This window comes from Actinopolyspora lacussalsi, assembly GCA_030803735.1.
GTDB classification, from domain to species: Bacteria; Actinomycetota; Actinomycetes; order Mycobacteriales; family Pseudonocardiaceae; genus Actinopolyspora; species Actinopolyspora lacussalsi.
Window position 1 is genome coordinate 1,289,548 of record JAURUC010000001.1, and the last position, 22,714, is coordinate 1,312,261.

The following is a 22,714-nucleotide window of genomic DNA, read 5'->3' on the forward strand; positions in this document are numbered from 1 at the left end:
GTTTCCGTGATCCGCTGCACCGTCGATTACGCAAATAATCAAGATCTTTTACGCGGCGACGGAAGCGACGAAACCCCGTTTCCGCCGCGCCGGAGGAATCATGCTTCGAAAATACCTGGGAGTCGGGCTCGCGTTTGTGGCGAGTACCGCTCTGGCCGTCGCCGTGCCGACACAGGCCCGAGCCGACTTACCCGGCGACAAGGACGTCACAGCCGTACTGTTCGAGTGGAAGTACGATTCGGTGGCCGAGGAGTGCACGAACCGAATCGGCCCGGCCGGATACGGCGCCGTGCAGGTCTCCCCACCGCAGGAGCACATCCAGGGGTCACAGTGGTGGACCTCCTACCAACCCGTGAGCTACCGGATCGCCTCGCGACTGGGTGATCGCACCGCCTTCGCCGACATGATCGAGAGCTGCCACGCGGCCGGGGTGAAGGTCATCGCCGATGCGGTGATCAATCACATGTCCGCGGGTTCCGGCACCGGAACCGGCGGCTCGTCCTACGAGAAGTACAACTATCCCGGAATCTATTCCTACTACGATTTCGACAACTGCACGTCCGCGATAAACCAATCGGACTACACCAACGACAAGTGGCGGGTGCAGAACTGCGAACTGCTCGATCTCTCCGATCTCGACACGGGTGAGGAATACGTGCGTGGTCGTATCGCCGCTTATCTCAACGATCTGCTGTCGCTGGGAGTGGACGGATTTCGGATCGACGCGGCCAAGCACATGGCCGCCGCGGATCTCGCCGACATCAAGTCCCGGCTGAGCGACCCGGACGTCTACTGGAAGCAGGAAGTGATCTACGGCTCCGGCGAGGTCGTCTCACCGACCGAATACACCGGAACCGGCGACGTTCAGGAGTTCCGCTACGCCCGCGACCTCGAACGCGTGTTCAACGAGGAGAAGCTCGCGCACCTGAACGACTACGGCGAGAGCTGGGGCTACATGGATTCCTCCCATGCGACGGTCTTCGTAGACAATCACGACACTGAACGCAACGGTGACACGCTCAACTACAAGGACGGCGCGAACTACACGCTGGCCAACGTCTTCATGCTGGCCTGGCCCTACGCGTCCCCCGACGTGCACTCCGGTTATGAGTTCAGCGACACCGACGCCGGGCCGCCCAACGGCGGGACGGTCAACGCGTGCTGGCAGGACGGCTGGAAGTGCCAGCACGCCTGGCCGGAGATCGAGTCGATGGTCGCCTTCCGCAACGCCACCGACGGCGCGGCGGTCACCGACTGGTGGGACAACGGCGACGATGCCATCGCGTTCGGACGAGGCAGCAGTGGGTTCGTGGCCATCAACCACGAGGCCACTTCGCTGAGCCGGACCTTCCAGACCTCGTTGCCCGCGGGCGAGTACTGCGACGTGCAGCGTGACACGCCCGTCACGGTCGACTCCGCGGGACGGTTCACGGCAACCCTCGGGTCGAACACGGCGCTCGCGTTGCACGTGAACGCACGGACCTGCGGAAACTGATGGAGGTTTTCCTGCCGGACGGATCATGAATCCGGCTGACGAATCCCCTCGTCAATCGAGCGCGAGAGCGAAAACGAGTAGCCACGGCCGATGAGTCCGCCACGACGCGACCACTCTTCCGGTCGGTCATACCGCTTCGGTGAAGCCGGGGCTCACGAGCTGTCCGCGTGGACAGTGCGTGAGCCCCGGTTCTTGATTCCGTACCGAGCCCCACTCAACCGCTACGTCGAACGCATCTCACGCGGCGCGTAGCCACGAAGACGACCGATCGCGCCGAAGCCGGAGGAACGCTCAACGGGACGTTCTCGCCGCACCGCAGGCCAACTCCCGGAGTGACCACGGAGCCTGCGCCTCTCCTCGAAATCCGATCCTCCCCTTGTGGTCGGCGTTACAGCCGGGTTAATGTCTCGCAACACAAGAAAGCGCTTTCCAACTTTCCGGTCGAGGTGACAGGGCCTCGACACACCTGAGAGGAGAAAGCCACGTCCCCCGCCGACCACCGCTTACGGGCCGCGATCATCGGAACCGGCGCCGTCGCCGCACACCACTTGTCCGCCATGTCCGAACACGACGACGTCGAACCCGTGGCAGCCGTCGACGTCGACCCCGAACGGCTGAACGCCTTCCGCCGTTCCGGCGAGTACGAGCTACGGGGCTACACCGATGTCGACGAGATGCTCTCGGCCGAACGCCCCGACCTCGTCTCGGTCTGCACCCCACCCGCCTCACACGTGGAGCTCGTCACCAGTTCCCTACGCAACGGTGCCTGGGTGTGGTGCGAGAAACCACCCTGCCTGTCGCTGGCGGGCTACGAGGAGATGACCGCGGCGCAGGGAACCGACGGTCCCTACGTGTCCTTCGTCTTCCAGCAGCGATTCGGTTCGGGAGCGCGGCACGCCCGTGAACTGCTGGCGACGCGGGAGTTGGGCACTCCCCTCGTCGCGCACTGCCAGACCACCTGGTACCGCGATTCCGAGTACTTCGCGGCCCCGTGGCGCGGCAAGTGGGAGACCGAGGGCGGCGGCCCGGCCATGGGCCACGGGATCCACCAGCTCGACCTGCTACTGCATCTGCTCGGGCCGTGGACCGAAGTCCGTGCCATGACCGGACGGCTCTGGCACGAGGTGGACACCGAGGACGTATCGACCGCGCTGGTGCGGTTCGAGTCCGGGGCGATGGCCACCGTGGTCAACAGCTTGCTCTCCCCCGACGAGATGAGCAGGATCCGACTGGACTGCTCGGAAGCCACCGTCGAGCTCACCCACCTGTACGGCCACCGCAACGAGGACTGGCGCTACACCCCGGCACCGCACGTCACCGACGAGACGCGGATCGAACGCTGGCGCACCCCGGAGCACGACGAGCCCAGCTCCCACGGCGCCATGCTGCGGGAGCTGGTCACGGCGATGCGCGAGGGCGGACGCCCACCCTGCGACGAACGGGACGGCCGCGGAATTCTGGAACTGGTCACCGCGCTGTACAAGTCCGCGGCCACCGGCCGGGAGGTGCACTCGGGAGAGATCGGCCCCGACGACCCGTTCCACACCGTGATCCACGGCGGATTCCCCGAGAAACTGACCGGTAACGGAGAGACGACGCGATCATGAGCCATCCGATCACCGTGACCCATCGGCACGGCGAGAACATCACGGTCGCCGCGGCGGGGACCGAGATCCTGAACTACGTGTACAAACCGGACCCGGTCGAGTACGAATCGCGGAAACCGTACGTGCACCCGCTGCGCACCCTCGCCGGAAGCACCGTCACCGGATACCGGCCGAACGACCATCGCTGGCACAAGGGGCTGCAACTGACGGCCAGCCACGTTTCGGGCCAGAACTTCTGGGGCGGGCACAGCTACGTCACCGGCGAGGGCTACCGGGAACTGCCGGAACGGATCGGCTCGATGCGCCACGACGAGTTCGAGTCCTTCGAGGTCGAGACCGACGAGCTGCGGTTCACCGAACGGTTGCACTGGCTGCACAACGACGGAACCCCCTGGGCACGAGAGCACCGCAGCATCAGGGTGCACTCCGTCGATCCGGAGCGGGGCAGCTGGGCACTCGACTGGTCCATCCGCCTGGTCAACGTGCGCGAGCAACCGCTGCGGTTCGGCAGCCCGACCACCGCCGGACGGGAAATGGCGGGCTACACCGGGCTGCACTGGCGCGGCCCGCGCGAGTTCACCGGCGGCGACGTGCTCGGTCCGGGTGGGATTTCCGGCGAGGCCGGGATGATGGGACGTCGGGCGCGTTGGCTGGGATTCGTCGGGGAGCACGACGAGGTCGACCGCTGTTCCACGGTGGTCTTCGAACACGCTCCGGCGAACGATCACGCCATTCACGAGTCCCACTGGTTCGTGCGCTCGGAACCCACCCCCGCCGTGGCGCTTTCCTGGGCCTTTTTCGAGGAGTTCGCACTCCCACCGGGGGAAGACTTCTCCTACACCTATCGAATCCTGCTGGCCGACGGAGCCAGGGATCACGAACAGATCGAACGAGAACTCGACGAACACTCCTGGTAGGAGGTCGGCATGACCGAGGACCGGCCGATACCGCTTCCCGGAGCGATCGGCATCTCCCATGTGGACTGCTACGACTGGCCCGCCTCGGACGGGCTCGGCGGCGGAAGTCCACACATGCACCTGGCCTGCACGGAGGCCTATGTGGTCATCGAAGGCAGCGGCGTGGTGCAGACCCTGAGTTCGGCGGGCTACCGCGAGGACGAGCTCACCGCCGGAGCGATCATGTGGTTCGAACCGGGCACGGTACACCGCATGGTGGGTCACGAGCGGCTGCGCGTCACGGTGCTGATGCAGAACAGCGGGCTGCCGGAGGCGGGTGACGCGGTGTTCACCTTTCCACCGGAGATCATGGCCGATCGGGACGCCTACGCCGCGGCCGCGGCGTTGCCCGATGGCGCGAAAGCGGAACAGGCGGCCCGACGGCGCAGGGATCTGGCGGTGTCCGGCTACCTGCCGCTGCGGGACGCGCTGCACGCCGGGGATCCCGAGCCGTTGCGCGAGTTCCATCGCGCGGCCGCGGCACTGGTGAGTCCCCGGGTGGAACGTTGGAAAACGCTGTGGCGCGGCGGGGCGCTGGCCGCGGCCGAACGAACCGGCGCACGGCTGGAAGCGCTGGCCGCGGGTGACACGGACGAGCTAGCGAACTCGCGGGTGCGGCTGGCACATCCGTCCAGGCACGGCGGATACGGCATGTGCGGCAGACGCGACGAGTACGAGATTCCCGGCACGACCGTCGCGTACGGAGGCGAGTGATGCGGCAGCGAGCGACGAGAGCCCCGAAACCGACACCGGCCGGTAGAGTCCCCGTGCTGACGACGGCGGTACTGCTGTTGTGCGGCCTGCTCGCCGGGTGTGGCACGAGCGCCGACGGCGCGGCGGGCGGCAAGATCGAACTGCAGTTCAGCTGGTGGGGAAACGCCGACCGGGCCGAGGTCACCAACGAGGCCGTCGAGCTGTTCGAGCAGCGCAACCCCGACATCGAGGTACAGACCTCGTTCTCCAGCTACAACTCCTACATCCAGAAGCTGGCCACCCAGGCGGCCGGTGGCAACGCGCCCGACGTGATGCAGCTGGACTACCGTCAGATCAGCCAGTACGCCTCGGCGGGTCTGCTGCTCGACCTAGACGAGCAGTCCGCCATCAACACCGAGAACGTCACCTCGGCGATGCTGCGTACCGGCCAGTCGAGCGGCGAGCAGTACGCCATCCCGATGGGGCGGACCTCACAGGTGATGGTCTACGACTCCGCCCGGTGGCAGCGGGCCGGAGTCGCGGAGCCGGAGTACGGCTGGACCTGGCAGGACTGGAGCCGCGCGATGCGCGAGCTGGGCGAGGCCACCGACAGGACCGGGGCCACCGATCCGGGGTGGAGCGAGGACTGGTTCGAGGTGTGGCTGCGCGGCCGCGACAAGAGCCTCTACACCGACAGCGGGAAGCTGAACTACGACGCGGCGGATCTCGCCCAGTTCTGGCGCACCACGAACGAGCTCAGCCAACAGGGCGCGGTCAGCCCGGCTCGCCAGACCACCCAGATCGACGGTTCCGCGGCGAACATGCCGTTCGGGCGGGGCAACGCGCTGTCCGGGTTCACCTGGGACTCGGCGGTGGGCGGTTTCCAGGCCCTGATCGGCGACAGCCTGCGGCTGGCTCCACTGCCGGTCGGGCCGGACGGCACACCGGGGCAGTACTTCAAGCCTTCCATGCTGATCGGCGCCTCGGCCAACAGCCCCCACCCGGAGGCGGCATCGAAGCTCGTCGACTTTCTGATCAACGATCCCCGGGCGGGCGAGATTCTGGGAGTGAGCCGGGGGCTGCCCGTCAACCGGACGATCCGCGAGGACATCACCCCCACGCTGAGCGGGCTGGACAAACGCATCGCCGAGTTCCAGGAAAGCCTGGACGGCGAACTGCTGGCACCGCCGAGCGCTCCCCCGCAAGGAGATCTGGCGCTGCAAACCGCCTTTCAGCGCGACTACGACCATGTCGGCTTCGAACTGCAGTCACCACGAAGAACGGCTGAGCAGTTCCTCACCAACGCGAGATCGGAGCTGCAGCGATGAACGTCGAAGCACCTGATCAACAGGTGAGTCCACCGCGCGGGAGACCGGATTCCGAGTCCGCCGCCGCGGATTCCGCTACCCGGCGGAATCGTCCACGACGACGTGAGGGGGCCGCCTGGGTCTTTCTGTCACCGTGGCTGCTGGGAGCGGCGGTACTGACGCTGACCCCGATGCTGGTCTCGCTGTACCTGTCGTTCACCCAGTACGACCTGTTCACCGCCCCGGAGTGGGTGGGGCTGGACAACTACGTCCACATGTTCACCTCCGATCCCCGCTACTGGAGATCGGCGATGAACACGCTGATCTACGTGCTGGTGGCGGTACCGCTACAGCTGGCGGTGGCACTCGCCGTGGCGCTGGCGCTGAACTCCATCGGGCGCGGCAAGGGGTTCTACCGCTCGGCGTTCTACGCCCCCTCACTGCTGGGCGCGAGCATGAGTATCGCCCTGGTCTGGCGCGCGCTGTTCAACGACGGCGGCACGGTGGACGACCTGTTGTCGACGTTCGGGTTCGACATGGGCGGCTGGGTGAACCAACCGGGCTGGGCACTGCTGGTGGTCGCGCTGCTGACGATCTGGCAGTTCGGCGCGCCGATGGTGATCTTTCTGGCCGGGCTGCAGCAGGTGCCTCATGAGCTGTACGAAGCGGCCGAGGTGGACGGCGCCGGACGGATGAGGCGGTTCCTGTCGGTCACGCTGCCGATGCTCTCACCGGTGCTGTTCTTCAACCTGGTGCTGCAGACCATCCAGGCGTTCCAGGTGTTCACCCCGGCGTTCACGGTCAGCGGCGGTCGCGGTGGTCCCGCCGACTCGACGCTGTTCTACACGCTCTACCTGTACGACCGCGGATTCACCGCCTCGCACATGGGCTACGCCTCGGCGATGGCCTGGGTGCTGCTCGTGGTCATCGGCATCGTGACCGCGCTGCTGTTCCGCAGTGCGCGCTCCTGGGTCTTCTACAACGATAAGGGGTGACGATGGTAGCCGTCCGAGAATCCTTACCGGGGCGCCGCATCGATTGGGCCCGGATCGGGCTGCACGTCGGGTGTCTGGCCGCGTTGCTGGTCATGCTCTACCCACTGGCGTGGCTGATCGCGACCTCGTTCAAACCGGCCGACGAGGTGATCTCGAGCCTGCGGCTGCTGCCGAGCAGGCTGGCGATGAACAACTACACCACCGCGCTGGAAGGCGTCGGCGGGGTGAGTGTGCTGCGGTTGATCGGAAACTCGCTGATCATCTCCACCGGGGCGGTGCTGGGCAACGTGATCAGCTGCTCACTCGCCGCGTACGCCTTCGCCCGACTGCGCTTCACACTTCGGGGACCGCTGTTCGCGCTGATGCTGGCCACGATCATGCTGCCGCAGCACGCGGTGCTGATCCCGCAGTACATCGTGTTCAACCAGCTGGGGATGGTCAACACCTTCTGGCCGCTGGTGCTGCCGAAGTTCCTGGCCACCGACGCGTTCTTCGTGTTCCTGACCGTGCAGTTCATGCGCGGCATTCCCAAGGAGCTCGACGAGGCGGCCACACTCGACGGATGTGGGCCGTTCCGAACCTTCTTCCGGATCATCCTGCCGCTGAGCAGGCCGGCCCTGATCACCACCGCGATCTTCACCTTCATCTGGACCTGGAACGACTTCTTCCTGCAACTGATCTATCTGTTCGAGCCGGAGAAGTTCACGATCACGCTGGCGCTGCGTTCCTTCGTGGACACCTCCAGCCAGTCCGCCTACGGTCCGATGTTCGCCATGTCGGTGATCGCGCTGCTTCCCATCGTGCTGTTCTTCATGGCCTTCCAGCGATTCCTGGTGGAGGGCATGGCCAGCTCCGGAGTGAAGGGGTGAATACCGGATGACAGCCACCGACGCCGCTGGACAGCGCGGCCCGTTCGGCGCGGGGTTCGAACTGTTCGCCGACATGCTCGGCATCGGCGTGGCCACCACGTTGGCCTCGCTGCCGGTGATCACCGCTCCCGCGGCGGTGTCCACCGGCTGCGGGCAATTGCGAGCGCGTTCCGAGGGACGCCGCACTCCCGACGGACTCGGCTACTTCCGCACGTTGGCACGACGGCTGGGGAGCGCACGTGGTCCCGCCGACCTGATGGCGGGGCTGGTGATGACACTGCTCGGCGGAATACTGATCATCGACCTGCTACTGATACGCGGAACCCAAGGGATTCCCGGAACCGGAATCGTCACGGTGACACTCACACTGCTGGTGGCGACACTCGCGGCCGTCTGTCTGCGGGCGGTCGCGCTGCCCGAGTCCGAGCACGGCTGGTTGGCGGCCCTGCGGAGCTCCGCACGGGCGAGCGTGCTGGATCCGCTGGGCAGCGTACTGCTGCTAGCTGCCGTGGCGGTGGCAGCACTGTGCGTGTGGATGATGCCCGTGCTCGTCGTGCTGATACTCGGGCCGCTGATCCTGGCCGCCACGGCGATCCAGGCGCGTGCTTCCTCCCCCTGACCCCGTCGATACCCCCGCGCGAGGTCGTGGGAACCCCGAACACTCTCCGTTCCAGACAAGCAGAGGAAGAATCCATGTCGCGGAAAACACTGCGCATCGCACTCAACGGCGTCACCGGCCGCATGGGGTACCGCCAGCACCTGTTGCGTTCCATCCTGGAACTGCGTGACCAGGGTGGTCTCGAGGTCGCCGACGGCGAGCGGGTGATGCTGGAACCGGTCCTGGTGGGCCGCAACTCCGCCAAACTCGCCGAGATGGCCCAACAACACTCGATCGACGAGTGGAGCACCGAGCTCGACACCGTGTTGTCCGACGACTCGGTGGACATCTACTTCGACTCCCAGATCACTTCGGCCAGGGAACGGGGAATCCGGGCAGCCGTCGCGGCGGGCAAACACGTCTACTCCGAAAAACCGGTCGCCGAGACCTCGGCCGGCGCCATGGAACTGGCCAGGCTCGCCGAACAAGCCGGGATCCGACACGGCGTGGTGCACGACAAGCTGTTCCTGCCCGGGCTGTTGAAGCTGCGCAGGCTGCTCGACGGGGGTTTCTTCGGGCAGGTGCTGTCGGTACGCGGCGAATTCGGATACTGGGTCTTCGAGGGCGACTGGCAGAGCTCGCAGCGGCCGAGCTGGAACTACCGCAGCGAGGACGGCGGCGGGATCGTCTCGGACATGTTCTGTCACTGGCACTACGTGCTGGAGAACCTGTTCGGACGCGTGGAGTCGGTGACGGCCAGGGCGACCACGCACATCCCCCGTCGTTGGGACGAGCAGGGCAACGCCTACGAGGCCACCGCCGACGACTCCGCCTACGGGATCTTCGAACTCGCCGACGGCGTGATCGCACAGATCAACTCCTCGTGGGCGGTACGGGTCAACCGCGACGAACTGGTGGAGTTCCAGGTCGACGGTACCGAGGGAAGTGCCGTGGCCGGGCTGCGCGGCTGCCGGGTGCAGCACCGGTCGATGACGCCGAAACCGGTCTGGAACCCCGATATACCCAGCGGCGAACGTTTCCGCGAGCAGTGGTCGCCGGTTCCGGACAACGAGGAGTTCGGCAACGGTTTCAAGGCCCAGTGGGAACGGTTCCTGCACGACGTACTCCGGGACAGGGCCCACCCGTACGACTTCTTCGCGGGTGCGCGCGGCATCCAGCTCGCCGAAGCGGGGCTGCGTTCCTCCAGCACCGGACAACGGGTCCAGCTGGAAAACCTCGAACAGTGACGTCGAACAACCGCGAAACACCCCGAAAGGACGATCGATGTCGCGAGTGACCTATCACGACGCCGCACGTGTGTTCGCCGGTAACTCCCCTGTCCGCGCGGTCGACAACCTACGGCTGACCGTCGACGACGGCGAGTTCCTGGTGCTGGTCGGACCGTCCGGATCCGGCAAGTCCACCGCGCTGCGCATGCTGGCGGGACTGGAGGAGATCGACGAGGGCAGCGTGCACATCGGTGATACCGACGTGACCTCGATGCCGCCCAAGTCCCGCGACATCGCGATGGTCTTTCAGTCCTACGCGCTCTATCCGCACATGACCGTGGCCGAGAACATGGGGTTCGCGCTGAAGCTGCGCCGGATACCCAAGCAGGACGTGCGGCAGCGAGTGACGGAGGCGGCCGAGCTGTTGGACCTGACCGAGTACCTGGACCGCAAGCCCAGAGCGCTGTCCGGTGGGCAACGGCAACGTGTCGCCATGGGCAGGGCCATCGTGCGGGAACCCTCGGTGTTCCTGATGGACGAGCCGCTGTCGAACCTGGACGCCAAACTGCGGGTGGAGACCCGGGCGAACATCGCCGCGCTGCAGCGCAGACTCGGCACGACCACCATCTACGTCACCCACGATCAGACCGAGGCCATGACGATGGGACATCGTGTGGCGGTGCTGGCGGACGGGGTGCTGCAACAGTGTGACACTCCCAGGGAGCTCTACGAACGCCCTGCCAACGCCTTCGTGGCGGGCTTCATCGGCTCACCCGCGATGAACCTGGAGACCGTGCCGCTGACAACCGGCGGTGCCCGACTGGACGAGGTGACCCTGCCGATCCCCCGCGCGGCGATGGACTCCCTGGGAGGCGGCTCCGAGGTCACCGTCGGAATCAGGCCCGAATCACTGCGGCTGGTCGCCGACGAACAGCCTGACGGCCTCGCACTGCACGTGGAACTCGTCGAGGAGCTGGGGGCCGACTGCCTGATTCACGGCCGGACCGCCGTGGACGGCAAACGGCTGATCGTACGTGCCGACGGGCGCAGGCCACCGGCGCTGGGCGACACGGTGCACGTGGTGGTGCGCGACCCCGAGGAGATCCACCTGTTCGACGCGGAAAGCGGCAACCGACCGGAGTGAATCCGGCGCTCCGCGAACGTGACACACACGGGCCGGTGACCGCATGTCCTTCGGTCACCGGCCTCCACTCCCGTGATCGGCGGTTCCGGTCGTCCTGGCCCCGGGGCCGGGTGACTGGCCGTTCCGGCGTTGTAGCAGCCGGACGGCACCACCATTTCCGGGCAACGACACACCGGAATGCCCGTAGTCCACGCCCAGGACTCAACTCACCGGCGGAGTGCTGGCGCGCACCACCACCTCACCGCTGAACCGGCGGGTGCGGGAACGTTCGGCGGGCTCGTCGAGCAGGAAGCCCAGCGCCTCCTCACCGAGACGTTCCAGCGGGATCCGCACCGTCGTCAACGACGGCCACACGTCCCGCAGACTGGCGATGTCGTCGAATCCCGCCACTGCCAGCTCGTCCGGCAACCGGACTCCCCGATCGCGAAACGCCGACAGGGCTCCCACCGCCATGACGTCGTTGACCGCGAACACGCACTCGGGAGCGCGGTCGCGTTCGAGCAGTTCCGAGGCCGCCTCGTAACCACCGTCGCGCGTGAACTCACCGTTGATCACATCCCTGTCCGCCACCTCGATGCCGTGCTGACGCAGCCCTTCCCGGAAACCCGCCAGCCGATCGCGAGCCGTGAGCAGATCGGCGGGTCCGGCGAGAACGGCGAACTTTCGGTAGCCCAGATTCACGAGTTCCTCCGCCAACGCGCGGGCCCCGCTCCGGTTCTCGACGATCACGGTGTCGGCGGGCAGTATGTGCTGTCCGATGGCCGCGGCCCGCCCGCCAGCGGCGGTGTAGGCGTCCAGCTCGGCCCGCAACGCCTCCAGCTGCTCCTCGTTGGTGGTGCGACTGCCCACCAGGACGACGCCGCGCGCCTGTTGACTGCGCAGTGAGGCGACGTACTCGGCCTCGCGCTCGAAACGGCGCTCCGTACTGGCCAGGGTAATGATCAGGCCGTGCGGCTCCGCGTGCCGAACGACGCTGGCGGCGATGGTGGAAAAGTACGGATCGGAGATGTCCGGCACCACCAGACCGACCACATCGGTGCCACCCCGCGCCATGGCCTGCGCGGGGGCGCTGGGCGAATAGTCCAGGTTCGCGGCTGCCTGCCGGACTCGCTCCCGCAGGTCCGCGCCGACGCTGCGCGTACTGCCGTTGAGAACTCGCGACGCGGTGGCCAGTGAAACCCCGGCCTGGCGCGCGACGTCGACCAGGTTCACCTTGCCGGAACCACGCGGCATCCGTCCTCCCTCACCCTCGGGTGATCCGATGCTACCCGCTGGAAAGCTCTTTCCAGCACGCTCCCCGGAGATTTCTTGCGTTCCCGGGAGGTTGGTCCTAAGCTTTCGGAAAACGCTTTCCTTTACCTGAAGCACGCCTCCCAGTCCTGTCGGCGGCCGGTATGACCCCTTCGGCGCGGCCAGCTACCGAAGCCAGCACCGGCCACCGCGAACAGAGCGCATCCCGACAACCCGACCAGAAAACTTCGACGAGGTCTCCGTGTCGCGCACTATCCAACTGCCCCGCTCGGACGGTTCGCTCTACAGTCACCACCTGCACGAGCCGGTCAACCGATCCCTTCCGACGGAACCGCCCACCAGTCGCATCGCCTACGCCGCCGCCCACGTCGTAGCCGATCCGTTCGGGGAGAACACCCCCGGTTCGGCGGCCGAGATCGACTGGGACAGCACACTGGCCTTCCGCGGACACCTGTGGGAGTGCGGCCTCGGGGTCGCCGAGGGCATGGACACCGCCCAGCGCGGCATGGGCCTGGACTGGGATGCGACTCGTGAGCTGATCCGCCGCAGTGGTGAGGAAGCGGCCCGCGTCGGTGGACGCATCGCCGCCGGAGTGGGCACCGATCACCTGTCACCCCAGGTCACCGATCTCGACGAGCTGATCGAGGGATACCGCGAACAACTCGACGTCACGCAGCGGGCCGGAGCACGCGTGATCCTGATGGCCAGCAGGCAACTGGCCGCGGCCGCGACAGGCCCCGCAGACTACCGAAAGGTCTACGACAAGCTGCTGGCCGAGGTGGAGCAACCCGCGATCCTGCACTGGCTGGGCCCGGCGTTCGACCCGGCGCTGACGGGATACTGGGGCTCGAACGACATCGACGAAGCGGCGGACTCCCTGCTGGAGATCCTGCACGCGCATCCGGAGCGCATCGACGGGGTGAAAGTGTCGCTGCTGGACGCCGAGCACGAGATACGGTTGCGGGAGCGGCTGCCCGAAGGGGTCCGGCTCTACACCGGCGACGACTTCAACTACCCGAGGCTGATCAAGGGGGAGGCGGGCAGCCACAGCGACGCGCTGCTCGGCGTGTTCGCGGCCATCGCTCCCGCCGCCGCGGCGGCGCTGCACGCCCTGGACGAGGGGGACGAGGTGAGGTTCGACGAGATCCTCTCCCCCACCGTCCCACTGGCGCGGCAGTTGTTCGCCCAGCCGACCTACTACTACAAGACCGGCATCGCCTTCCTCGCGTGGTTGCGCGGTCAGCAGCCCGGTTTCGGCATGGTCGGCGGGTTGCAGAGCGGACGGAGCATCGTGCACCTCGCGGAGGTCTTCCGTCTCGCGGACGTGGCGGGCACGTTGCCGGACCCCGATCGGGCCGCCGACCGCATGCGCGGCCTGCTCGAGATCGCAGGGGTGGCACGATGACCGACGGCGGTATCGCACGGCTGTCGTTGAACCAGAAGACCCTGAACCGGTACTCGTTACCGGCAGCCGTCGCGGAATGCGTCCGGACCGGAATCCCGGCTATGGGGCTGTGGCGCGAACCGGTGCAGGAGTACGGGGTCACCGAGTCCGCGGAGCTGATGCGCTCGAACGGGCTCCGGGTCTCCTCACTGTGCCGAGGTGGTTTCCTGACCACCGACTCGCCCGAGGCCCGCGCGGAAGCACTGCGGGACAACCGGCTCGCGATCGACGAGGCCGCCGAACTCGGCGCCCCCTGCCTCGTCCTCGTGGTCGGGGGCCTGCCGGACGGCTCCAAGGATCTGGTCGGAGCGCGTCAACGGGTGGTCGACACGCTGGCCGAGCTCGCCCCCTACGCCGAACGACGGGGAGTACGGCTGGCGCTGGAAGCGTTGCACCCCATGTACTGCGCGGACCGTGCGGTGCTGTCCACACTCGAACAGGCACTGGACATCGCCGATCCCTTTCCCGAGAACCAGGTCGGCGTGGTGGTCGACACCTTCCACGTGTGGTGGGATCCGAAGCTGTTCGAGCAGATCGAACGAGCCGGTTCGCGCATCGCGTCCTTCCAGGTGTGCGACTGGCTGACCCCACTACCGGCGGACGTGCTGCTCGGCAGGGGGATGATGGGCGACGGCCACATCGACTTTCCGCCGATCCGGGAAGCCGTCCGGAGAGCGGGCTACACCGGCGACACCGAGGTCGAGATCTTCAACGACGAAGTCTGGGCCACGCCCGCCGACGAGGTGGTGGATACCATGATCGAGCGTTACCTCCACCTGGTCTGAGACAGCTGCTCCGGGGTCGGTTGTCGAGGTTGCTCGGGTGGCGGAACCTCTCGCACGGCTCTCGCTGTGTTGTTGGGCCGTTCGCTCTGGCGGGGTGGTCGGGTAGCCGGTGCGTGAGGCGGCGCCTCGCCGCTTTCATGGCCGCTTTCCGTCGCGTGGTGCTGGGGTGCCAATTTCGCGAGAAATTGACGCCCTCTGAGCAGCGGTGTGGCCCCGGCTCCGTCAATTTCCCACGAAATCGCCGGGCCACTTCGACGCAGTGCCGAACTCCCATCACTCCCGCAGGCCGCACTCCGACCACCCTCGCAATCGGCACCGCCGCGGGTTCTCCCGTGCGGCTCTCGCGAGGAAGGCCCGACGTGGCGTAGTGGCTACTCGATGTCGGGGCTCCCGCAGCGAGAGCCGTGCGAGAGGTTCCGCTCAGACAACCATCCAAGCAAATAGGGACAGCACTTTCTCGGGGACAGGAGAATTGGATGCGGGTACTGGCGGCTCCGGACAAGTTCCGCGGCTCGGTGAGCGCGGCCGAAGTGGCAGCCGCCATCGCGGAGGCCGCGAGGTCCTGCGGTTCGGAGTGCGTCGAGCTGCCGCTGGCGGACGGCGGCGAGGGCACGCTCGACGCGTTCGGCGGGGCCAACCGGTGGACCGAGGTGTCCGACCCGTCGGGCGAACGGGTCGAGGCGGGCTGGCGGCTCGATGCCGACGGGCGAGCCGTGGTGGAGATGGCCCGTGCCTCCGGCCTGGCGTTGGTCGGCGGCGCAGCGGGAAACGACCCCGAGAAAGCGAGCACGCGAGGCACGGGAGAGCTGATTGCCGCCGCCCTGCGGGAGGGTGCGGAGCGAGTACTGGTCGGCATGGGCGGTTCGGCGACCACCGACGGCGGTTCGGGGGCCGTCGCCGAGCTGGCGGAGTTCGCACCGCTGGACGGGTCGAACGGAAACCCCGAAGTACTGGTCTGCTGCGATGTGGAGACCGTGTTCTCGGACGCGGCGCGGATCTTCGGGCCGCAGAAAGGCGTCCGGCCGGAACTGATCGAGCACCTGACCGACAGGCTGCGCGAGATCGCCACCGAGTACCGACGTCGATTCGGAGTGGACGTCTCGAGGATTCCGGGCGGCGGCGCGGCCGGTGGACTGGCGGGTGGTCTCGCCGCGCTGGGAGCGCGCCCGGTGTCCGGTTTCGACACGATCGCGACGGAGCTGGGGCTACGGGCCGCGCTGGGGACAGCGGACCTGGTGATAACCGGCGAGGGCAAGCTCGATCTCGGTTCGTTCGACGGCAAAGTGGTCGGCGGTGTCGCGCGCGAGGCGCGACGACACGATGTGGCGGTGCTGGCTGTGGTCGGAACCGCCGGCGCCGAGGCCGCGGCCCGGATCGCCACGCGCGACATCACCGCGGAGTTCGGAAGTGCTCGTGCCTGGCACGAGACGACCGAGTGCGTGCGGCGATGTGTGATCGACCGGTTGGGCCCCACCGCGAAGAGCTGACGCGAAGAACCGTCCGGGAGAGCTCACGGCGGAACTCGCTCGCCCGGTCGGTAACCGGCCACGGCGACGGGTTCCGCCGTGGATTCTCGGTACGCGGTGGGACGGCACCGGCACCGTCCCACCCACGGCGGCCGAGGAGCGAATCAGGGCGCCTCGTCCGGGGCGATCGCCAACAGTGAGATGATCGCCAGCCCGCGTTGGGCGGCGTCGTTGGTGGCGCAGGTGGCGAAGTCGCCGGACTGGTTGTGCGAGCGGCCGGTGGGGATCTCGTCCACCGGTGAGGCCACCGCAGCACCGTCCACCCTGACCGCTTCGGGCCAGGGCTGCCCGTTGGGATCGGAAGTGAAGCGCTGCCAGCCGCGACGACGCAGCCACGGCTCGTCCAGCTGTTCGCCCGCCCAAGCGGTCACCCGCGAGTAGATCGTCTTGAACACACCGGGATCGAAGTCGAACCCGAACCTGTCGATCTTCTCCTCGGCGGGAGCCTGCACGTAACGGGCGAAGTCGAGCAGGGTCCGCCGGAACTCGGGAACGTCGACGAGGTCGAGCGTCTCCCACAGGATCTGTTCCCCGCAGAAGGCCATCGACAGGTTGTAACTGCTCTGGTAATCCCCCTTGTCGAGGTTGGTCAGGTGTGCCGTCTCCGGATCGAACCCGACGGCCCCACCCGCCTCACCGGTGAACAGCCCGGCGGGAAAGCCCGCGATGTCCCGCATACCGGTGACGATCCGGTCCCGCCAACGGGTCTCGCCGGTGCGTTCCCATTCGGTCAGCCAGTTGCTGACCAGCGCGTACCAGTCCGGGCCGATGCGTAACCGGGTCGGCACCCGGTCCTGCGAGGACAGCACGTTACGCAGCGGCGGGACCCGCACCATGGTCTCGTCCGCCCGCAGCGAGGAACGCATCAGTTCTCCCAGCAGCTCGTCGGCGGTGAGGTAGTAGCAGAACCGCTTGGTGAACGACTCGGACACCCGTGCCTCCTTGGCACCGTCGCCCCAGTGCGAGACGTTGTGCCGTGAGCCCAACCCGGCGAACCGGCCGATATGGTGCGTGTCGACCTCGCTGATGTGCTTGGTCATCGCCCGGGCCAGTCGGAAGGCGTTGGGATCGCCGGAACGCAGGAAGGCGTACCACAGCATCGCGTCGGTGCCGAGCTCGCCGTTGTCCCAGGCGTAACCACCCACGTCGTAGCGCCATTCGTGCCGGTCCGCGTCGTAGGTGTGCATCACGTCGCCGTGGTCCCAGAAGCCGTACCACTGGCGTTGGTCGACCTGTCCCGCGTAGAAAGCGACGTCGCGTTCGAGGGAGTCCTCCAGCGCGGACTTCGCACTGCTGCCGCGGTCGGGCAGACTCCACCGGCCGAACACACCGGCACGGTGGTAGCGCTCCGGACGGGCGATCAGCTGCGGCGGCGAGTCCACCACTTCGGACAGCTGGACGATCCGTTCCCGCGAGGGAGTGGATTCCAGTGCCCACAACCGCATCTCGGTGGAACGCGCGATCCCCTCCGGGGTGCTGAATCCCTCCTGTACATCCTCGTAGGCCAGTCCCAGCCCGTGTGCCTCGGTGTCGTAGTGCCGCAGGTCCATGGCCTCGCCGTGCGGCGAGTAGGACCACAGCGTCACGGTAGCCGTGTCCCCCGCGGCACCGCGCACGTCGAGCGAACGTGGAAAACGCCGCCAGAAGTCGTGCATCCCCACCCCGAGCCCGCCCGAAACGCCGCCAACGTAACCGAACCCCGAGGCTCGACCTCCCCTACCGGCGTTCTTGAGCCAGCTCGACTCCGCGGAGGTGCGTTTCCACACCTCGAAGTGCTCGGAGGAGCTCTGGAACAACGCGAAGTCGTTCCACAGCGCCAGATCCCGGTAGCCCTCCCGAACCTCCCGGGACCACTCGGCCGGTGGCGGCGTGGCGTCGCCCGCGTGCTGCGCGTGGCGCACCGCCTCGCCGGGATCGCGCCGCAACCCGGTGAGCACCCGCACGGGCTCACCCCACACTCCGCCCGAGGTGGTGCCGAACCGGATGTGCCGGTTGTGCGCGTCGTCGGCCATCGGAACGCCGAGCCGCAGTCCCATACCGCGGACGAAGACGTGCTGACTGTCGGCGTCCCAGTAGAAGTTGTGCACCAGGCTCAGCGACTCGTCGCCTGCCGCGAGATACACCCGCATGGTCCAGGGCAGCATCTTCCGACCTCCCGCGCCACGGTTGCGACCGTGGTCGCGCCGGTAGCGCCCGGAAAGCCTGACCACCGCGCGCACCGGACCGCGCTGCTCGACCTCGGCGTTTTCGACCACCCCGGACCACTCGGTCCGCCGTGGTTCGGCGTGTTCCCCGTCCGGGCGGTCCTGCACCAGCAGCGCCAGCCGACCGTTCTCGGCGGTGATCCGGTCACCGCGTCCGATCGACCGGATCACGTGGGCTCCGTGTCTGCCCAGCCCGATCTCGACCGTGCCGTTGCTCAGCCGGATCTCGTCGCGGTGCTCGGACACGCTCACCGCGTTGTCCGGCGCGGCCGGTTCTCCCGGCTTCAACCGGTATCCCTCGGCGGCAGCGTTCGCGGCGGCGGTGTGCCCACTCCACTTGAGCGTGCCGTCGGGCCAGTAGGCCAACGGCCAGGACTGCACCGGGACGGGATCGCCGTCGGCCGTGGTCAGGGCGAACGAGGTTTTCGCCGACATCTCGCCGCGGGACCACGGCACACCCCAGGTCGTGTTGACCGGGGCACCGGGTGCCTTGCCGAGCCAGTGCAGCTCGGTCGGTTGGTCGGAGTCCGAACCACCGGATGGCGTAGCGGCGGCCTCGGAACCACGGACGAACAACGGGGTCGCGGCGGTTACTCCCGCCCCGGCCAGAAATCCACGACGCGCGAACTCGGAACTCGCTGACACGAACAACCTCCGAACGAGGGTCTCGGAACCGTCGCTGAACGCGAAGAACGGGTGTGGCGCCAACCCTTGGAATCCCGGGTGGGTCACCCCGGATCAGTCGAGATGGAAGGTCTTTTCCAGTACGCCCATCGCCTGATCCGGATCGGCACCGCCGGTGTCCACGAAGAACTCCGCCATACTCTCCGATCTCGTTTCCCGCACGTGTCGAACGGTGCCGCGCGGAACAGGCCGCGGCGGTTTCCTGAACCCGAGTTGATGAAACGTTTTATAAAGCGAGACCGTAGAGCCGAAGTGTGGTCCAGTCAACAGCCGGGAAACGCTCCGGCGACGCGGCCGAATCACGGCACCAACCCCGCGACGACGGGACAGTGCGGCTCAACCGGGGAATGGACGATCTTTGAACATCGCGAGCAGGCGGGAGCGAGCCCGAGCGGACACATGACGTGAACGCGCCCGGGACCGCCCACCACTACCGTCGCGGCAGAGTGGAACGCCGGACGATGAGCTCGGGGGAATAGATGACACTCTCGTGCTCGTGCGCGGGGTCGCCCTCGGTCTCCCCCAGCAACAGCTCGGCGGCGGTGGACCCCATCCGCTCGGCGGGCTGACGCACCGAGGTCAGTGGAACGGCGGCGGCCGCCGCGAACTCGATGTCGTCGTAACCGACCAGGGCGACGTCCTCGGGCACCCGCACGCCCGCGTCGAACATCGCCTGCAACAACCCGAGCGCCAGCAGATCGTTGGCGCAGAAGACCGCGGTGGGACGCGGTCGCAGCCCCAGCAGTCTCGCCCCGGCGTCCCGGCCGGAGGCGACGTCGAGTTTGGCCGTTTCCAGCACCGTCAGACTCTCCGGCCCCAGGCCGCCCGCCTCGATCGCACGTCGGGCCCCCACGAGCCGGTCGGTGCACTGCGCCAGGTTCGGAGGGCCGCTGATGTAGGCCACCCGCTCGTGGCCGTTCTCGACGAGGTGACGCACGGCCAGCTCTCCCCCGGCGACGTCGTCGACCGAGACCGAGCAGGCGTCGTCGCTGTCGACCACCCGGTCGACGAACACGTAGGGAATCCCGTGGCGCCGGAAGGCCAGCAGGTTCGCCCCGGTGGTGTCGGCGGGGGTCACCAGCACACCACGCACCCGCTGCTCGGCGAACATCGACAGGTAGAGCGACTCGGCCTCCGAGTCCTGGGCACTGTGGCACATCATGACGCCGAGTCCGTGCTCACGCGCGGCGCGCTCCGCGCCGCGGGACATCGCGACGAAGAACGGGTTGCCGATGTCGAGCACCAGCAGCGCGACCATGCGGCTGTCGCCCGAACGCAGTTGGCGAGCCGACTCGCTGCGCACGTAACCGAGTTCGTCGATGACCGCACGGACCCGTGACCGGGTGTCCGCCGATACCCGGTCAGGACGGTTGAGTGCGTTGGAGACGGTCCCGATGGAGACGCCCGCCCGGTGGGCGACGTCCTTGATGCTGACCTCTCCGGTGGTTTTGCGGTTGCTCCCGCCGGTCGACACCACACCTCCCTTGACTCGGATGTCCCCCCATCTTATCCTTCGCCTGAGTGAAACGTTTCACGGCTGTCGCCCACGAACTCGACACTGGCGGAACGGCCCCCCTCCTCCCCACCGCTCAACCATCGGAGCAACCAGCGATGCCGGACGAGAACGCCGTCAAGGCGGCCTTGAAGCACCAGCGAATCGAGGCCCCTTCCCGGGTCCACGGGCACCAGGAGAAACCGGCAGTCGAACGACGGAGTAAGCGACAAGCGGGTTGGGGCGCGTGATCGGAGTCTTCCGCTCGCCCCCGGCGAGATGCCCTGTCGGCGGGGACTCCCACCACCTCCCGCAGCGGGCTCCCGACACCGAGCAAGCACACCAGTTGAGTCACTCACCAAGCACGAAAGGGCCGATTCGTTGAACGAGCAGCCATCCGAGAACGTGACCGACGAACTGCTGAACCGGTCCCACCGGCTCGGTGCGGATCCGCGCAACACCAACTACGCGGGCGGCAACACCTCGGCCAAGGGCACCGGTCGGGACCCGGTCACCGCCGCACCGGAACGGTTGATGTGGGTCAAGGGGTCCGGCGGTGACCTGGGCACGCTGTCCGGGGCCGGTCTGGCCGTGTTGCGGCTGGAACGGATGCGCGCGCTGACCGAGGTGTATCCGGGTGTGGAGCGCGAGGACGAGATGGTCGCGGCCCTGGACCACTGCCTGTACGGCAAGGGCGGCGCGGCGCCCTCGATCGACACCGCCATGCACGGGCTCGTCGAGGCCGAACACGTCGACCACCTGCACCCCGACGCGGGGATCGCACTCGCCACGGCGGCCGACGGTCCGAAACTGACCGAGGAGTGCTTCGGCGACAAGGTCGTGTGGGTTCCCTGGCGACGCCCGGGATTCCAACTCGGACTGGACATCGCCGAGGTCCGGAACCGGCACCCGCGGGCGGTCGGAGTGATCCTCGGTGGACACGGCATCACCGCCTGGGGCGAGACGAGTGAGGAGTGCGAACGGAACTCGCTGTGGCTCATCCGCACCGCGGAGGAGTTCCTCGCCGAGCGGGGAGATCCCGAACCGTTCGGACCCCCGGTCCCGGCCAACGAGGCACTGCCCGAGACCGAGCGGCACGCACGGGCCGCCGCACTCGCACCGGTGATCCGGGGACTGGTCTCCACCGACAACACGCAGGTCGGCCACTACGACGACCGACGGGAAGTACTGGACTTCCTGGCACGGGAGAAACACCCCCAGCTGGCCGACCTCGGCACCTCGTGCCCCGACCACTTCCTGCGCACCAAGGTGCGCCCGCTGGTGCTGGACCTGCCACCCACCGCACCGCTGGAGGACGTGGTCGAACGGCTGCGGCAGCTGCATACCTCCTACCGGCAGCGCTACAGCGAGTACTACCACCGCCACGCCGACACCGACTCGCCGGCCATGCGGGGAGCCGATCCGGCGATCGTGCTGGTGCCGGGCGTGGGCATGTTCTCCTTCGGCAAGGACAAGCAGACCGCCCGGGTCGCCGGTGAGTTCTACGTCAACGCGATCAACGTGATGCGCGGCGCGGAGGCGGTGTCGCGGTACCAGCCGATCGAGGAATCCGAGAAGTTCCGCATCGAGTACTGGGCGCTGGAGGAGGCCAAGCTCGCCCGCATGCCCGCCCCGAAACCGCTGGCGGGTCGCGTCGCGCTGGTCACCGGCGGTGGCTCGGGCATCGGCAGGGCAACCGCTCGCCGACTCAACGCCGAGGGTGCCTGCGTGGTGTTGGCCGACCGGGACACCGAATCGGCCGAGGAACTGGCCACCGAACTCGGCGGCCCGGACAAGGCCGTGGCGGTCGGCGTCGATGTCACCGACGAGTCCGAGGTCGGCGAGCTGTTCGCGGTGGCGGCCCGATCCTTCGGCGGGGTGGATCTGGTGGTCAACAACGCCGGGATGTCCATCTCCAAACCGCTGCTGGAAACCACCGTGGCGGACTGGGACCTCCAGCACGACGTGATGGCGCGGGGCTCGTTCCTGGTGTCCCGGGAAGCCGCACGCGGCATGACGGCGGCGGGGCAGGGCGGTGACATCGTCTACATCGCCAGCAAGAACTCCGTGTTCGCCGGGCAGAACAACGTGGCCTACGGAGCCACCAAGGCCGACCAGGCGCACCAGGTGCGACTGCTGGCCGCCGAGCTGGGTGAACACGGGATCCGGGTCAACGGCGTGAACCCGGACGGCGTGGTGCGTGGTTCGGGAATCTTCGCCGGTGGCTGGGGCGCGCAGCGAGCGGCCCACTACGGGGTGAAGGAAACCGAGCTCGGCGAGTTCTACGCCCAGCGCACGCTGCTCAAGCGGGAGGTACTGCCCGAGCACGTGGCCGCGGCGGTGTTCGCGCTCGTCGGCGGCGACCTGAACAACACGACGGGAATGCACGTTCCGGTCGACAGTGGAGTGCCCGCCGCTTTCCTGCGGTGACGGCG

The 22,714-nt window shown here is 67.6% G+C and carries 17 protein-coding genes; 14 read left to right on the forward strand and 3 right to left on the reverse strand.

Annotation, left to right across the window (positions count from 1 at the left end; genetic code table 11):
• Positions 1-100 precede the first annotated feature (100 nt).
• The 10 genes from J2S53_RS05645 (at position 101) to J2S53_RS05690 (ending at position 10,893) form a co-directional block, all read left to right on the forward strand.
• Positions 101-1,495 carry an alpha-amylase gene (locus J2S53_RS05645; RefSeq protein WP_456240079.1) on the forward strand — a complete coding sequence of 465 codons (1,395 nt, stop codon included), beginning with the start codon at positions 101-103 and terminating at the stop codon, positions 1,493-1,495.
• A gap of 515 nt (positions 1,496-2,010) precedes the next feature.
• Positions 2,011-3,102, forward strand: a complete 1,092-nt coding sequence (locus tag J2S53_RS05650; protein ID WP_456242713.1) for a Gfo/Idh/MocA family protein — start codon at positions 2,011-2,013, stop codon at positions 3,100-3,102.
• Entirely contained in the window at positions 3,099-4,019 is a 921-nt protein-coding gene (locus J2S53_RS05655) for a DUF6807 domain-containing protein (protein ID WP_456240080.1), read from the forward strand. Before J2S53_RS05650 ends, J2S53_RS05655 begins: the two co-directional genes overlap by 4 nt.
• A 9-nt stretch (positions 4,020-4,028) precedes the next feature.
• On the forward strand, positions 4,029-4,772 hold the full coding sequence (locus J2S53_RS05660) for a cupin domain-containing protein (protein ID WP_456240081.1): 744 nt from the start codon (positions 4,029-4,031) through the stop codon (positions 4,770-4,772).
• Entirely contained in the window at positions 4,772-6,079 is a 1,308-nt protein-coding gene (locus tag J2S53_RS05665; RefSeq protein ID WP_456240082.1) for an ABC transporter substrate-binding protein, read from the forward strand. Before J2S53_RS05660 ends, J2S53_RS05665 begins: the two co-directional genes overlap by 1 nt.
• Positions 6,076-7,053, forward strand: coding sequence for a carbohydrate ABC transporter permease (locus J2S53_RS05670; RefSeq protein ID WP_456240083.1), 978 nt, complete (start codon positions 6,076-6,078; stop codon positions 7,051-7,053). Before J2S53_RS05665 ends, J2S53_RS05670 begins: the two co-directional genes overlap by 4 nt.
• A gap of 2 nt (positions 7,054-7,055) precedes the next feature.
• Positions 7,056-7,922, forward strand: a complete 867-nt coding sequence (locus J2S53_RS05675; protein WP_456240084.1) for a carbohydrate ABC transporter permease — start codon at positions 7,056-7,058, stop codon at positions 7,920-7,922.
• 7 nt (positions 7,923-7,929) lie between these two features.
• On the forward strand, positions 7,930-8,541 hold the full coding sequence (locus J2S53_RS05680) for a hypothetical protein (RefSeq protein WP_456240085.1): 612 nt from the start codon (positions 7,930-7,932) through the stop codon (positions 8,539-8,541).
• A gap of 74 nt (positions 8,542-8,615) precedes the next feature.
• A complete protein-coding gene (locus J2S53_RS05685; protein ID WP_456240086.1) occupies positions 8,616-9,767 on the forward strand; it encodes a Gfo/Idh/MocA family protein in 1,152 nt (383 codons plus the stop codon).
• A gap of 37 nt (positions 9,768-9,804) precedes the next feature.
• On the forward strand, positions 9,805-10,893 hold the full coding sequence (locus tag J2S53_RS05690) for an ABC transporter ATP-binding protein (protein WP_456240087.1): 1,089 nt from the start codon (positions 9,805-9,807) through the stop codon (positions 10,891-10,893).
• A 201-nt stretch (positions 10,894-11,094) separates the two neighbouring features.
• Here J2S53_RS05690 and J2S53_RS05695 read toward each other — a convergent pair whose 3' ends face one another.
• Positions 11,095-12,126 (reverse strand): LacI family DNA-binding transcriptional regulator, encoded by a 1,032-nt coding sequence (locus J2S53_RS05695; RefSeq protein WP_456240088.1) that lies wholly within the window; start codon positions 12,124-12,126, stop codon positions 11,095-11,097.
• Positions 12,127-12,385: 259 nt separating this feature from the next.
• Between J2S53_RS05695 and J2S53_RS05700 the strand changes: the two genes are divergently transcribed.
• The 3 genes from J2S53_RS05700 to J2S53_RS05710 all read left to right on the forward strand — a co-directional run bounded on the left by J2S53_RS05700 (position 12,386) and on the right by J2S53_RS05710 (position 15,860).
• Positions 12,386-13,549, forward strand: a complete 1,164-nt coding sequence (locus tag J2S53_RS05700) for a dihydrodipicolinate synthase family protein (protein ID WP_456240089.1) — start codon at positions 12,386-12,388, stop codon at positions 13,547-13,549.
• A complete protein-coding gene (locus J2S53_RS05705) occupies positions 13,546-14,373 on the forward strand; it encodes a sugar phosphate isomerase/epimerase family protein (protein WP_456240090.1) in 828 nt (275 codons plus the stop codon). The genes J2S53_RS05700 and J2S53_RS05705 overlap by 4 nt, the downstream gene beginning before the upstream one ends.
• Before the next feature lie 476 nt (positions 14,374-14,849).
• Positions 14,850-15,860 (forward strand): glycerate kinase, encoded by a 1,011-nt coding sequence (locus tag J2S53_RS05710; protein WP_456240091.1) that lies wholly within the window; start codon positions 14,850-14,852, stop codon positions 15,858-15,860.
• Between the two features lie 143 nt (positions 15,861-16,003).
• Here J2S53_RS05710 and J2S53_RS05715 read toward each other — a convergent pair whose 3' ends face one another.
• Complete coding sequence (locus J2S53_RS05715; protein ID WP_456240092.1) at positions 16,004-18,748, reverse strand: exo-rhamnogalacturonan lyase family protein; 2,745 nt, start codon at positions 18,746-18,748, stop codon at positions 16,004-16,006.
• 469 nt (positions 18,749-19,217) lie between these two features.
• Entirely contained in the window at positions 19,218-20,264 is a 1,047-nt protein-coding gene (locus J2S53_RS05720) for a substrate-binding domain-containing protein (RefSeq protein ID WP_092928387.1), read from the reverse strand.
• 294 nt (positions 20,265-20,558) lie between these two features.
• Between J2S53_RS05720 and J2S53_RS05725 the strand changes: the two genes are divergently transcribed.
• Positions 20,559-22,709 (forward strand): bifunctional aldolase/short-chain dehydrogenase, encoded by a 2,151-nt coding sequence (locus J2S53_RS05725; protein ID WP_456240093.1) that lies wholly within the window; start codon positions 20,559-20,561, stop codon positions 22,707-22,709.
• Positions 22,710-22,714: the final 5 nt, after the last annotated feature.